Here is a 13,596-nt window from a genome sequence, read left to right on the forward strand (position 1 = left end):
ACCCATGCGTATTCGAGTGAGCCGTACCGGTGGATTCGCGGGCATCGAACGTCACGCCGAGGTGGACACCGCGGGGCGGCCCGACGCCCACGAGTGGCACGCCCTGGCCGAGCAGGCACTCGCCGCCGGCCGGGGCACTCCACCCCTCGGCGTGCCCGACGGGTTCGCCTACGAGATCACCGTGGACGACAGGACGGTCCACGCCGCCGACCCGCACCTGACCGAGGAACAGCGCAGCCTGATCTCGCGCGTACTGAAGGAGGGCGCGTAACCGCGGCTTCACGCCCGCCCGTTGACTTCCGTTACCGCTGGTACGGATGATCCGGCCCATGGCGACTGAACAGCATCCGATACCCCGCTTCCCGGCCGGCTTCCTGTGGGGCGTCTCGACCTCGGCCCACCAGATCGAGGGCGCGGTGGACCTGCGCGAGCCGTCCGTGTGGGACGCCTTCACCTCCGAGCCGGGACGGGTGAAGGACGGCTCCACGGCGGTGGTCGCCTGCGACCACTACCACCGCTACCGCGAGGACGTGTCCCTGCTGGCCGGCCTCGGCGTGGACGCGTACCGCTTCTCCATCTCCTGGCCGCGGGTGAACTCCCCGGGCGGCCTCGACTTCTACGACCGTCTCGTCGACGAACTGCTCGCCGCGGGCGTCCGCCCGGTCCCCACCCTCTTCCACTGGGACCTGCCGGTCACGCTCGACTGGCTGGACCGGGACACCGCCTCCCGGTTCGCGGAGTACGTCTCCCTCGTGGCCGGCCGTCTCGGCGACCGCGTCACGAAGTGGATCACCCTCAACGAACCCGCCGAACACACCCTGTTCGGCCACGCGCTCGGCGCCCACGCCCCGGGCAAGCAGCTGATGTTCGACGCGCTGCCCGCCGCCCACCACCAACTCCTGGGCCACGGCCTGGCCGTACAGGCGCTGCGCGCGGCCGGCGCCCCGGACATCGGCATCGCCAACTCGCACGGCCCGACCTGGCCCGCCTCCCAGGAGCAACCGGACCTGGAGGCCGCGGACTTCTACGACCTGCTCCTGAACCGCCTGTTCGCCGAACCGGTCCTGCTGGGTGAATACCCCTCAGGCCTCGGTGACCTGATGCCGGGCGACGTCGCCGCCGACCTCAAGGTCATCGCCGAGCCGCTCGACTTCTACGGCGTCAACTACTACGCGCCGACCCGCGTGGGCGCCCCGCAGGGCACCGACATCGAGTTCGGCGGCCTCACCATCCCGGCCGAACTCCCCTTCTCCGTGCGGGAGATCGAGAACGTGCCGGTGACGGACTTCGGCTGGCCGGTGGTCCCCGAGGGCCTCACCGAACTCCTCACCGGTTTCTCGGACCGCTACGGCGACCGGCTGCCGCCCGTCGTCATCACCGAGAACGGCTGCTCCTACCCGGGGACCGACGACCAGGACCGGATCGCCTACCTCGACGGCCATGTGCGCGCGCTGCACCGGGCGGTGGAGGCGGGCGTCGACGTCCGCGGGTACTTCGTGTGGTCGCTGCTCGACAACTTCGAGTGGGCGGAGGGGTACGCGCGGCGCTTCGGCCTGGTCCACGTGGACTTCGAGACGCTGACGAGGACACCCAAGGCGTCCTACGGCTGGTACCGGGACGTGCTCCGGGCCCAGAGGTGACCACCGGCGCCCTCGCGGAGCCCGTCGACCGGGTCGGCCGGGGCTGGACGTCGGCGCTGTCGCTGGCCAACGTGGCGATCTGGGTGGGCTGGTACGGCCCGCTCCAGATCCTGCTGGCCCGGCAGGCGGAGGACTTCGCGCCCGGCGCCGGGATGTCGAAGGAGACGCTGCTGGCGTGGGTGACCGGGGCGGGCGCGGTGGTGTCGCTGGCGGCGAACCCCTTCTTCGGCGCCCTGTCGGACCGCACCACGGCCCGCTGGGGCCGCCGCAGCCCGTGGATCGTGGCCGGTGCGGCGGGCGGCGCGCTGTCGCTGCTGGTGCTCGCCGGGGCGGACGGGCTGTGGCTCATGACGCTCGGCTGGTGCCTGGTCCAACTGACCCTGAACGCGGCCTTCGCGGCGGTCACGGCGGCCGTGCCGGACCGGGTGCCGCGGCTCCAGCGGGGCGTGGTGGGCGGCTGGATCGGCGCGGCGCAGATCCTGGGCGCGGTCGTCGGCACGGGACTCGCGACCGCGGCGGGCGGCATCGCGGCGGGCTACGCGGCGTGCGCGGTGTTCACCCTCGCGGGGGTGCTGCCGTACGTGCTGCGCCACCGTGATCTCACCCTGTCGGCCGCGGACCGGCCGCCCTGGTCCTGGGGGTCGTTCGTGCGCGGCGTCCGGCTGAGCCCGCGCCGGCACCCGGATCTCGCCTGGGCCTGGCTGACCCGCTTCCTGATCAACCTCAGCAACGCGCTGGTGATCCTCTACCTCCTCTACTACCTGCGGGACGGTCTGCGCCACGACGACCCCGAGCAGGGCGTGCTGGTCCTGACCGCGGTGAACAGCGTGACGCTGCTGGCCACGGTCGTGGTGGGCGGCGCCCTGTCGGACCGGGTGGGCCGCCGCAAGCCGTTCGTGCGGTGGTCCGGGGTGCTGATGGCGGCGGCGACGGCCCTGCTGGCCGGGTGGCAGACCTGGCCGAGCGCGATCGTGGTGGCGGCGCTGCTGGGGGTGGGCCTCGGGGTGTTCATGTCGGTCGACTTCGCCCTGATGACCGACGTCCTGCCCACGGCCCTGGACCGCGGCAGGGACCTCGGCGTCATCAACGTCGCCAACGCCCTCCCCCAGGTCGCCGCCCCCGCCCTGGCCGCGCCGATCGTGACGCACCTGGGCGGGTACCGGGTGCTGTACGGGGTGGCGGCGGCGGTGGCGCTCGCGGGGGCGGTGCTGGTGGGGAGGATCAAGGGGGTGGAGTAGGCCCTGGGGGCGTCGGGAGATCCCGGGTCTTCTAGAAGCCCAGCTTGCGCAGCTGGCGCGGGTCCCGCTGCCAGTCCTTCGCGACCTTCACATGGAGGTCCAGGAAGACCGGCGTGCCGAGCAGGGCCTCGATCTGCTTGCGGCTCTTGATGCCGACCTCCTTCAGGCGCTTGCCCTTGGGGCCGATGATGATGCCCTTCTGGCTGGGGCGCTCGATGTAGACGAAGGCGTGGATGTCCAGGAGCGGCTTGTCGGCGGGGCGGTCCTCGCGGGGGAGCATCTCCTCGACGACCACCGCGATGGAGTGCGGGAGCTCGTCACGCACGCCCTCCAGCGCGGCCTCGCGGATCAGCTCCGCGATCATGATCTGCTCGGGCTCGTCGGTGAGCTCGCCGTCGGGGTAGAGCGCCGGCCCCTCGGGAAGCATCGGGATCAGCAGGTCCGCGAGCAGGTCGACCTGTGTGTTCGCCGTCGCCGACACCGGGACGATCTCCGCCCACTCGATGCCCAGCTCCTTGCCGAGCTGGTCGATCGCGATCAGCTGCTCGGCGAGGGTCTTGGAGTCGACCAGGTCCGTCTTGGTGACGATGGCGACCTTCGGGGACTTCTTGATCGCCGCCAGTTCCTTCGCGATGAAGCGGTCACCGGGACCGAGCTTCTCGTTCGCGGGGATGCAGAACCCGATCACGTCGACCTCGGCCCACGTGGTGCGGACGACGTCGTTGAGCCGCTCACCGAGCAGCGTGCGCGGCTTGTGCAGCCCGGGGGTGTCGACGAGGATCAGCTGGGCGTCGGGCCGGTGCACGATGCCGCGTACCGTGTGCCGCGTGGTCTGCGGCTGGTTCGCGGTGATCGCCACCTTCTTGCCGACCAGAGCGTTCGTGAGGGTGGACTTGCCCGCGTTGGGACGGCCCACGAAGCAGGCGAAGCCCGCACGGTGCCCGGACTCGGCGGACTGCTCGGATGACTGACTGCGCACGCTCATGGGCCCCATTCTCCCTGATCCCCGGAGCCCCGCCGTACATCCGTCCGCACACGCCTCCGACGGTGAGCTCCCGGTAACCCCGCGGCAATGAAACCTCGCGGAAACACACCTGTACACGTCCGGAAACGCGGGCCGGTGACCCTCTGACGAGCCCCCACCCCGTTGGAGACCTCCGTGACCTTCGCCGCCGCTCAAGCCGCCCGAGCCGCAGAGATCGACACCGGCGACACCGCCTGGCTGCTCGCCGCCACCGCCCTCGTCCTGCTGATGACCCCGGGCCTCGCCCTGTTCTACGGCGGCATGGTCCGCACGAAGAGCGTCCTCAACATGCTGATGATGAGCTTCGTGTCGATCGCCCTGGTCACCGTGGTGTGGCTGGCCGCCGGCTACTCGCTCGCCTTCGGCCAGGACGCGGGCGGCGGACTCATCGGCGGCCTGCGGCACGCCGGCATGTCCGGGCTCGGCCCCGACAGCGTCCAGGGCACCGTCCCCACCCTGCTCTTCGCCACCTTCCAGCTGACCTTCGCGATCATCACCGCCGCGCTGATCAGCGGCGCGGTCGCGGACCGCGCGAAGTTCGGGGCGTGGCTGGTGTTCGTTCCGGTGTGGGCGCTGCTCGTATACGTTCCGGTCGCGCACTGGGTCTGGGGCCCGGGCGGCTGGATCCTCGACCGGCTCGGCGCCCTCGACTTCGCGGGCGGCCTCCCCGTCGAGATCACCTCCGGCGCCTCGGGACTGGCGCTGTGCCTGGTCCTCGGCCCGCGCCTGGGCTTCAAGAAGGACGCCATGCGCCCGCACAACCTCCCCATGGTCATGCTCGGCGCCGGCCTGCTGTGGTTCGGCTGGTTCGGCTTCAACGCCGGCTCCGCCCTCGGCGCGAACGGCCTCGCCGCCGCCGCGTTCCTCAACACCCTCGCGGCCGGCTGCACGGGCCTGCTGGGCTGGCTCTTCGTCGAGCAGAGGCGCGACGGCCACCCGACGACGCTGGGCGCGGCATCCGGCGCGGTGGCCGGTCTGGTCGCGATCACGCCCTCCTGCGGCTCGGTCTCCCTGCTCGGCGCGCTCGTCATCGGCCTCGCCGCCGGTGTCGTCTGCTCGTACGCCGTGGGCTGGAAGTTCCGGCTCAACTACGACGACTCGCTCGACGTCGTCGGCGTCCACCTGGTCGGCGGCGTCATCGGCACCCTCCTGATCGGCGTCTTCGCCGTGGAGTCGATGACCGGGTCCACCGAGGGCCTGCTGTACGGCGGCGGCCTCACCCAGCTCGGCAAGCAGCTGGTGGCCGTGGTCACCGTGGGCGCGTACGCCTTCCTGGTGACGTACGGCATCGCCAAGCTGATCGACAAGGTGCTGGGCTTCCGGGCGACCGAGGAGCAGGAGCAGACCGGTCTCGACCTTACGGTGCACGCCGAGACGGCATACGATCACGGCGTCCTGGGCCACGGCGCCCCGGTCAGCTCCTCCGTCGTCCCCTCCGCCCAGAAGGTCAAGTCCCAGGCATGAAGCTCATCACCGCGATCGTCAAGCCGTACCGCCTCGACGAGGTCAAGACGGCGCTCCAGGAGATCGGCGTGCACGGCCTGACCGTGACCGAGGCCAGCGGGTACGGCCGGCAGCGCGGCCACACCGAGGTGTACCGCGGCGCCGAGTACCAGGTCGACCTGGTCCCCAAGGTCCGCATCGAGGTCGTCGTCGAGGACGCCGACTCCGACGCCGTGATCGACGCGATCGTCAAGGCCGCGTACACCGGCAAGATCGGCGACGGCAAGGTGTGGGCGCTGCCGGTCGAGACGGTCGTACGGGTGCGCACGGGCGAACGCGGCCCCGACGCGCTCTGAACCGACGGGCGGCACGGGCTTCTCGACGTCCCGGCGCGGGCTTCCGGACGCCGGTGGGGGCGGGGCGGGACCCGCCCCGCGCTCACCCCGCGGCGAGCGTCTCCCGCACCGCCCCGTCCGGCCCGGCGACCAGCACCGGCGTCCCCGTCCCACCCAGATCCCGCACCGCCAAGAGGTCCTCGGCGGCGACCCCCTCGGCCTCCGTCACCACCGCCGCCGCCTCCAACGACTTCGCCCCGGACGCCACGGCCATCGCCACGGCCGTCCGCAGCGCACTCAGCCGCAGCGAGGCAAGCTCCACCGTGCCCGCCACATACGTACGCCCCGTCTCGTCCCGCACGGCCGCGCCCTCGGGCACACCGTTGCGCGCCCGCGCGGAACGGGCGAGGGTGACGATCTTGCGGTCTTCGGGGTCAAGCGCGCTGCTGTCGGTCATGAGCCGAGCATACGTAGACCCCGGGACCGGGCCCGCCAAGGGTCCCGCGAGGCCTCAGGAGCGGTCGAGCCGCAGCCGCTCGGCCCGCGGCAACCCGGCGACGACCAGGTCGTAGGAGTCCTCGATGAGCTCGCGCACCAGCCGGTCCGGCAGCCCCCCGTCGACCGTGACGGTGTTCCAGTGCCGCTTGTTCATGTGGTACCCGGGAGCGATCAGCCCCTCGTGCTCGCCCCGCAGCCGGATCGCGTCCTCGGGATCGCACTTGAGGTTGACCTTCAGCGGCCGCGCGTCGACCCAGCTCAGGGCGAACATCTTGCCCCGCACCTTGAAGACGGAGATCTCCGGCGAGAAGGGGAAGTCCTCCACCGCGGCGTTGAAGGAGAGACAGAAGGCGCGCAGTTGCTCGGGGGTCACTCCGGCTCGTCCTCCTCCTTCGGTGGCTCCACCGGCTCCACCAGCACGGTCACGATCTTGTTCCGTCGCCCGGCCGCCGCCTCCGCGGTGAGCCGCAGCCCGCGCCCGTCCGGCAGCTCCACCACCGAGGAGGCCCCGGCGATCGGCACCCGGCCGAGCGCCTTGGCAAGCAGCCCGCCGACCGTCTCCACGTCCTCGTCGTCGTACTCGTCGAGCCCGTACAGCTCGCCCAGGTCGGTGATGTCGAGGCGGGCGGTCACCCGGTAGCGGTCCTCGCCCAGCTCCTCCACCGGCGGCAGCTCACGGTCGTACTCGTCCGTGATCTCGCCGACGATCTCCTCGAGGATGTCCTCGATGGTGACGATGCCGGCGGTGCCGCCGTACTCGTCGATGACGACGGCGACGTGGTTGCGGTCCCGCTGCATCTCACGGAGCAGGTCACCGGCGTTCTTGGTGTCGGGCACGAAGGCGGCGGGCCGCATCGCCGTCGACACCAGCTCGCTCTCCGCGTCCCGGCTGATGTGCGTCTTGCGGGCCAGGTCCTTCAGATACACGATCCCGACGATGTCGTCCTCGCTCTCCCCGGTGACCGGTATGCGCGAGAAACCCGAGCGCAGAGCGAGGGTGAGGGCCTGCCGGATCGTCTTGTAACGCTCGATGACGACCAGGTCGGTCCTCGGGACCATGACCTCCCGTACGAGGGTGTCGCCGAGCTCGAAGACCGAGTGCACCATCCGGCGCTCGTCGTCCTCGATCAGCGACTCCGCCTCCGCGAGGTCGACCAGCGCGCGCAGCTCCGCCTCGGAGGCGAAGGGCCCGCGGCGGAAGCCCTTGCCGGGGGTGAGCGCGTTGCCGATGAGGATCAGCAGGCTGGGGATCGGTCCCATGATCCGCGCGAGCGGCAGCAGGACGTACGCGGCGGCCGTGGAGGTGTTCAGCGGGTGCTGGCGGCCGATGGTGCGCGGGGAGACCCCGACGGCGACGTACGACACCAGGACCATGACGCCGATGGCGACCAGCAGGGCCTCGGTGGTGCCGTCGAACTGCTGGAGGCAGGCGTAGGTGACGATCGCGGCCGCCGCCATCTCGCAGGCGACGCGGACCAGCAGCGCCACGTTGAGATAGCGGGTCGGGTCGGCCGCGACCTGGGCGAGCTTGGCGCTGCCGCGGCGGCCGGAGCGGACGGCTTCCTCGGCGCGGAAGCTGGACATCCGCGCGAGGCCCGCCTCCGCGCAGGCGGCGAGCCACGCGACGACGACCAGGGCGATCGCGCCGGAGACGAGGGGAAGGCTCATGACACGGTCGGGGCCGGGGACGGACCGGTGTGGCCCTTCTCCGCGCGCCAGCCGTCCACGATGGCCGCCTGGAGGCCGAACATCTCGGCCTTCTCGTCGGGCTCCTCGTGGTCGTAGCCGAGCAGGTGCAGCACGCCGTGGACGGTGAGCAGCTGGAGCTCCTCGTCCATGGAGTGCTGCGTCGGCGCCTCCTCGCCCTGCTTCTTGGCGACCTCGGGGCAGAGCACGATGTCGCCGAGGAGGCCCTGCGGGGGCTCGTCGTCGTCCTTCGACGGCGGACGCAGCTCGTCCATCGGGAAGGACATGACGTCCGTCGGCCCCGGCAGGTCCATCCACTGGATGTGCAGCTGCTCCATGGCGTCGGTGTCCACGACGATCACCGACAGCTCGGAGAGCGGGTGGATGCGCATCCGCGCGAGGGCGTAGCGGGCGATGTCGAGGATCGCCTGCTCGTCGACCTCGGTTCCGGACTCGTTGTTGACGTCGATCGACATGGTGCGGTTGCTTCTACTTCCCCTTGTGCCCGGACTGCCCGCCCCGGCCGCCCTTGTCCTTGTGGGTGCCGTTCTCGGTGCCGTGCTTGCTGTCGTACTGCTCGTACGCGTCGACGATACGGCCGACCAGCTTGTGCCGTACGACGTCCTGCGAGGACAGGCGGGAGAAGTGGACGTCGTCGAGGCCCTCCAGGATGTCCTGGACCTGACGCAGACCCGACTTGGTGCCGGTGGGCAGGTCGACCTGGGTCACGTCACCCGTGATCACGATCTTCGAGTCGAAGCCGAGCCGGGTGAGGAACATCTTCATCTGCTCGGGGCTCGTGTTCTGGGCCTCGTCCAGGATGATGAAGGCGTCATTGAGGGTGCGGCCCCTCATGTACGCCAGCGGGGCGACCTCGATGGTCCCGGCGGCCATGAGCCGCGGGATCGAGTCCGGGTCCAGCATGTCGTGCAGCGCGTCGTACAGCGGGCGCAGGTACGGGTCGATCTTCTCGTAGAGCGTGCCCGGCAGGAAGCCGAGCCGCTCGCCGGCCTCGACCGCGGGGCGGGTCAGGATGATGCGGTTGACCTGCTTGGACTGCAGGGCCTGCACCGCCTTGGCCATGGCGAGGTAGGTCTTGCCGGTACCGGCGGGGCCGATGCCGAAGACGATCGTGTGCTTGTCGATCGCGTCGACGTACCGCTTCTGGTTCAGGGTCTTGGGGCGGATCGTGCGGCCGCGCGAGGAGAGGATGTTCTGGGTGAGCACCTCGGCCGGGGTCTCCGGGCCGTCGCCCTCGCCGTTCTCACTCGCTCTGAGCATGGCGATCGAGCGTTCCACTGCGTCCTCCGTCATCGGCTGTCCGGTGCGGAGCACCAGCATCATCTCGTCGAACAGGCGCTGGATGAGGGCGACTTCGGCCGGGTCGCCGACCGCGCTGACCTCGTTGCCCCGGACATGGATGTCGGCCGCCGGGAAGGCCGTCTCGATCACGCGCAGCAGGGAGTCGCCGGACCCCAGCACGGTCACCATGGGGTGCTGGGCGGGGACGGTGAACTCTGCTCTCGCCTGCCCCTGCGCGGGTGTGCGATCTGTGGGTGTCTGAGTCATGGGCCGGCTCTGAAGGCCTTGCTCGTCCTCCTCGAAACGACTCGCCCGCCACTCGGGCGGCCTGGCGGTTTCAAGGGTACGCCGGGGGACTGACAACCCCGTAGGGCTTTTCGGGCCCAGGCCGGTGCCGGGGTGCCGGAGGAGGGCGCCCTCGGTGCAGCGGTGAGCCCTGCATGCGACCCCCGCGCGCGTGGGCAGACTCCGCCCGTCGGTGCCACACATGTTCGGGGCGACCAGGTCGCCCGCCCGCCGGGGAAAGCAGGTCGGCCGTGCTCTTGCGTCTGCCCACGTCCGTGTCCGAGGCACAGCGGTGCCTGTCCGAGGGAGCGATACCCGTCGGTGGTGCCACGCTCCAGTGGGCCGTCTGGCAGCGGGACGGCTTCCCGGAGCAGGCGATGTCGCTGCGCGAGGTGCCGGAGGCCAATGTGCTCGGTGCCGAGGAGCTGGGGGCGGCGGTGCTGCTGTCCCGGGTCGACGACCGGGTTCCCGAGGCGCTGCGCGGGGCGGCCTCGCGGGTGGGCACGGGGGCCGTACGCCGGGCCGCGACGGTCGGCGGGAACATCGTCGGCAGCACGCTGCGCTGTCTGCTGCCCGCGGCCCTCGTTCTGGACGCCCGCGCCACGGTGCTGGACGCGCAGGGCCCCTATGAGACGGACCTCGCCGAACTGACGGCGAAGCGTCCGCTCCTGCTCAGCCTGCGCTGGCGCACCCCGGTCGCCAGCGGCCACCGCAAGCTCCCCGACGCCCCCGGCGGCGAGCCGCCCCTGGTCGTGACCACGGCCGTGCGCGACGACCGCGTCCTGAGGGTCGCGGTGCGCGTCGGCTACGACGTCCTGTGCGAGAGCGTCCCGTGCGCCACGGACCCCGCCCCGGCCCTGGACACCCTGTCCCGCACCCCGCTCGGCGCCCTGCCCGCGGAGGCGTGGGCCGTGGTCCGCGAGGAGGTGACAGGGGTCCTGGACCGCGCGACCGGTCACTGACCGGGGGGCGTCACGCCGGGCGGCGGGGCGTCGCGCCGAGCGGCGGGGCCTCGGGCCGAGCGGCGGGGCCTCACGCCGAGCGGCGGAAGCCGATCGTCGGTACCGCCCGGCGTACGGGCCAGGGGCGGGCCTGTTCCGCCGGGACCAGGTCGGCGAGGAAGCCGTAGCGGTGCAGGGCCGTGGGGTCCTGGCCGGGCACGGACTGGACCCGGCGCCACCACGCCCCGATCTCGGACCAGCCCGGCGCCGACAGTGAGCCGCCGAACTCCTGGACCGACAGGGCGGCCGTGAGCCCCGCGAAGGCCAGCCGGTCGGCGAGCGGCCAGCCGGCCAGCGTGCCGGTGACGAAGCCGGCCACGAAGACGTCACCGGCGCCGGTGGGGTCGAGGGCCTCCACGGCGATGGCGGGGACCTCAGCACTCTCCCCGGTCCGCCGGTCCACGGCGTACGCGCCCTCCGCGCCGAGGGTGACCACCGCGAGCGGCACGTGCGCGGTGAGGGCGTGGGCCGCCTCGCGCGGGCAGGAGGTGCGGGTGTACCGCATGGCCTCCTCGGCGTTCGGCAGGAAGGCCTCGCAGTGCTCCAGGTCGGCCAGCCCCGCCAGGTCCCACGCCCCGGTCTCGTCCCAGCCGACGTCACCGAAGATCTTGGTGCCCTTGCTCGCGGCCTGGGCGATCCAGGGGGCCCGCTTGCCCGGCACCAGCGACGCCACGGCGGCACGCGCGCGGGGCGGGCAGTCGGGGGCCGGCTCCTCGGGGGGCGGCTCGTGGCCGTGGGAGACCATCGTGCGCTCTCCCTCGTAGGCCATCGACACGGTGACCGGGGAGTGCCAGCCGCTGACCGTGCGGGACGGGGAGAGGTCGATGCCCTCGCCCTGCTCCAGCGCGTCCCAGCAGTACTCGCCGTAGTGGTCGGAGCCGAAGGCGGCCGCGAGGGACGTCCTCAGGCCGAGCCGGGCCAGCGCGGTCGCCATGTTGGCGACACCGCCGGGGCTCGACCCCATCCCGCGCGCCCAGGACTCGGTCCCGCGCACCGGGGCGGAGTCGAGCCCGGTGAAGATGATGTCGAGGAAGACGGGGCCGGTCAGATACACGTCCCAGGGCGGGTCGTCCGGTGTGCGCACGGCGGCCAGCGGGTCGACCTGGGCCTGACGGTGCCCGGCTGTCCCGGTGTCGTACGACGGTCCCTTCCCGGACGCGATCACGGTGCGCTCCCTGACGTGGTGCCGATCAGGCCAGTTTGCACCACGTCACCGACAACCCGCCGCTCACCCGCGACCCGCCCAGCACGTCAGGGCCCTCGACGGCCCCGGCCCGCCAACACGCGCCGCGCCCGGTGGGACCCTCGGGACGGGAGCGGCCCCGGGTGCGGTGGCGGCCACGTCCGGATCCGGCCGGTGCGCCCCCGCGCACGCACCGGCAGCACGCCCAGCACAGCCGGAAACCCGACCACCGACCGTCAGCCCCGCCGGCGCGGCCCGGAACCCGACGACCGGCCGCCGGCCCCACCGGCACAGCCGGAAACCCGATCCACCGGCCGCCGGCCCCACCGGCACAGCCGGAAACCCGATCCACCGACCGTCAGCCCCACCCGCGCAACCGGAAACCCGACCGCCGGCCCCGCCGAACCACCCCTGGGTCGGGACAGCGGGCGCTACCAGCGGGGCACGGTCGGCGTCATCCACCCCGGTTCGGCGACCCGCATCGCCGCCGCGTCGTCGCGCTCGCGCAGTGACCCGTCGTCGTCGAGCCACCGCCGGTGCAGGAACGCGAGCTTCTCGTGGTCGAGTTCGACGCCGAGGCCGGGCGCGTCACTGACCCGCACGGACCCGCCCTCGAAGGTCAGCCGCTCGGTCAGCACGTCCTCCGACTGCCAGGGGTAGTGCGAGTCGCAGGCGTGGTGCAGGTTCGGGACCGTCGACGCCACGTGGGTCATCGCGGCCAGCGAGATGCCCAGGTGGGTGTTGGAGTGCATGGACACCCCCACCCCGAACGTCCGGCAGATCGCGGCGAGTTGCTGAGTGTTGCGCAGCCCGCCCCAGTAGTGGTGGTCCGAGAGCACCACCTGCACGGCGTCCTTGGCGAACGCCTCCTTGATCTCCGCGAAGGTCGTCACGCACATGTTGGTCGCGAGCGGCACGTCGGTCCCCGCGGACACCTCGGCCATGGCGGGCGTGCCGAGCGCCGGGTCCTCCAGGTACTCCAGGACGTCCCCCAGCTCCTCGGCGACCTTCAGCGAGGTCGCCACGGACCAGGCCCCGTTGGGGTCGAGCCGCAGGGGATGCCCGGGGAAGGCCTCGGCCAGCGCGCGGACCGCCGCGATCTCCTCCTTCGGCGGGAACACACCGCCCTTGAGCTTGAACGAGGTGAATCCGTACCGCCGGGTGAACAGCCGCGCCTGCGCCACCACCCCGGCCGGGTCCAGCGCCGCGCCCCAGTCGTCCTTCTCGCGGGCCACGCCCTCGGGGTGGTCGGCCCACTTGTAGAACAGGTACGCGCTGTACTCGACGGTGTCCCGCACCTTCCCGCCGAGCAGGGCGTGCACGGGCATCCCGACCGCCCTGCCCCACGCGTCCAGACACGCGACCTCGAACCCGGAGACGACCGAGAGCCGCAGCTTGTCGGCGGTCTGGACACCGCGCAGTCCGCCGACGTCGACCTGCCCCGAGACCCGGGAGGAGTCGACCGCGACGTCGTCGGCGAGGGTGAACAGCCCGTTCAGGTCGCTGACCTGCCGCCCCACCAGCTTCCGCGCGAACGGCCGCGCGACCTCCAGGTACTTGGTGTCGCCGTAGGTCTCGCCGGCCCCGACGACCCCGTCCGCGGTCTCCACCTCGACGATCAGCCGGGGGGTGTACGGCTGGTGCACGCCCTGCGTGTTGAGCAGCGGCGGGTCGGCGACGAGGATCGGGGTCAGCCGTACGTCGGTGATCGTGAGGTTCACAGGGTCTCTCCTACGAGGTCGCCGGTATCGAGACCCACTCTCGCCCATCTCCCCACGTGGACGTCATCCATGAGGGAAGACGAATCACGCAGTTCCCCGCGCCCCCTGGGGAACCGCGGCCGACGTGGGAGCGGTGTCTTCTACCCGCCCTCCCCTACCCGAAACACAACGTGCCTCAGATCACACCCCCCGCCCTTCTTTCCCGAACCGCGTGCTTGATACAAATTGCCCGCGCGTTCC

At 72.0% G+C, this 13,596-nt stretch carries 14 protein-coding genes; 6 read left to right on the top strand and 8 right to left on the bottom strand.

The features are described 5' to 3' along the window. Positions 1–4: 4 nt before the first annotated feature. The 3 genes from ACZ56U_RS22485 to ACZ56U_RS22495 are packed head-to-tail and all read left to right on the top strand — an operon-like array spanning position 5 to position 2,878. Entirely contained in the window at positions 5–271 is a 267-nt protein-coding gene (locus tag ACZ56U_RS22485) for a protealysin inhibitor emfourin (RefSeq protein WP_469085772.1), read from the top strand. Between the two features lie 58 nt (positions 272–329). Beyond that, positions 330–1,640 (top strand): GH1 family beta-glucosidase, encoded by a 1,311-nt coding sequence (locus tag ACZ56U_RS22490; RefSeq protein WP_469085773.1) that lies wholly within the window; start codon positions 330–332, stop codon positions 1,638–1,640. Then, positions 1,637–2,878, top strand: a complete 1,242-nt coding sequence (locus ACZ56U_RS22495) for an MFS transporter (RefSeq protein WP_469085774.1) — start codon at positions 1,637–1,639, stop codon at positions 2,876–2,878. The genes ACZ56U_RS22490 and ACZ56U_RS22495 overlap by 4 nt, the downstream gene beginning before the upstream one ends. Before the next feature lie 31 nt (positions 2,879–2,909). On the opposite strand, the gene era is transcribed toward ACZ56U_RS22495, so the two are convergent. Next, positions 2,910–3,872: a GTPase Era gene (gene era, locus ACZ56U_RS22500; protein WP_469085775.1), complete on the bottom strand. Its 963-nt coding sequence runs from the start codon at positions 3,870–3,872 to the stop codon at positions 2,910–2,912. 153 nt (positions 3,873–4,025) lie between these two features. Here era and ACZ56U_RS22505 point away from each other — a divergent pair, with 153 nt between their 5' ends. Both ACZ56U_RS22505 and ACZ56U_RS22510 read left to right on the top strand, forming a co-directional pair. Continuing rightward, positions 4,026–5,366: an ammonium transporter gene (locus ACZ56U_RS22505; protein WP_469085776.1), complete on the top strand. Its 1,341-nt coding sequence runs from the start codon at positions 4,026–4,028 to the stop codon at positions 5,364–5,366. Next, positions 5,363–5,701, top strand: a complete 339-nt coding sequence (locus ACZ56U_RS22510; RefSeq protein WP_469085777.1) for a P-II family nitrogen regulator — start codon at positions 5,363–5,365, stop codon at positions 5,699–5,701. Before ACZ56U_RS22505 ends, ACZ56U_RS22510 begins: the two co-directional genes overlap by 4 nt. Before the next feature lie 82 nt (positions 5,702–5,783). Here the strand turns inward: ACZ56U_RS22510 and ACZ56U_RS22515 are convergent, their stop codons facing one another. The 5 genes from ACZ56U_RS22515 to ACZ56U_RS22535 are packed head-to-tail and all read right to left on the bottom strand — an operon-like array spanning position 5,784 to position 9,433. After that, entirely contained in the window at positions 5,784–6,137 is a 354-nt protein-coding gene (locus ACZ56U_RS22515) for a cytidine deaminase (RefSeq protein WP_469085778.1), read from the bottom strand. Between the two features lie 54 nt (positions 6,138–6,191). Next, a complete protein-coding gene (locus ACZ56U_RS22520) occupies positions 6,192–6,551 on the bottom strand; it encodes an MmcQ/YjbR family DNA-binding protein (protein ID WP_469085779.1) in 360 nt (119 codons plus the stop codon). Further along, positions 6,548–7,846 carry a hemolysin family protein gene (locus ACZ56U_RS22525; RefSeq protein WP_469085780.1) on the bottom strand — a complete coding sequence of 433 codons (1,299 nt, stop codon included), beginning with the start codon at positions 7,844–7,846 and terminating at the stop codon, positions 6,548–6,550. The genes ACZ56U_RS22520 and ACZ56U_RS22525 overlap by 4 nt, the downstream gene beginning before the upstream one ends. Further along, positions 7,843–8,340 (bottom strand): rRNA maturation RNase YbeY, encoded by a 498-nt coding sequence (gene ybeY / locus ACZ56U_RS22530; protein ID WP_391229133.1) that lies wholly within the window; start codon positions 8,338–8,340, stop codon positions 7,843–7,845. The genes ACZ56U_RS22525 and ybeY overlap by 4 nt, the downstream gene beginning before the upstream one ends. A 13-nt stretch (positions 8,341–8,353) precedes the next feature. After that, positions 8,354–9,433 (bottom strand): PhoH family protein, encoded by a 1,080-nt coding sequence (locus ACZ56U_RS22535; protein WP_469085781.1) that lies wholly within the window; start codon positions 9,431–9,433, stop codon positions 8,354–8,356. A 269-nt stretch (positions 9,434–9,702) separates the two neighbouring features. On the opposite strand from ACZ56U_RS22535, the gene ACZ56U_RS22540 reads away from it, so the two are divergent. Next, positions 9,703–10,413, top strand: a complete 711-nt coding sequence (locus ACZ56U_RS22540) for an FAD binding domain-containing protein (protein ID WP_469085782.1) — start codon at positions 9,703–9,705, stop codon at positions 10,411–10,413. A gap of 70 nt (positions 10,414–10,483) precedes the next feature. Here ACZ56U_RS22540 and ACZ56U_RS22545 read toward each other — a convergent pair whose 3' ends face one another. Next, complete coding sequence (locus ACZ56U_RS22545) at positions 10,484–11,617, bottom strand: carbohydrate kinase family protein (protein WP_469085783.1); 1,134 nt, start codon at positions 11,615–11,617, stop codon at positions 10,484–10,486. 449 nt (positions 11,618–12,066) lie between these two features. Continuing rightward, positions 12,067–13,356, bottom strand: coding sequence for a glucarate dehydratase family protein (locus tag ACZ56U_RS22550; RefSeq protein ID WP_469085784.1), 1,290 nt, complete (start codon positions 13,354–13,356; stop codon positions 12,067–12,069). Positions 13,357–13,596 lie beyond the last annotated feature (240 nt).

Source organism: Streptomyces sp. NPDC034103, assembly GCF_055575395.1.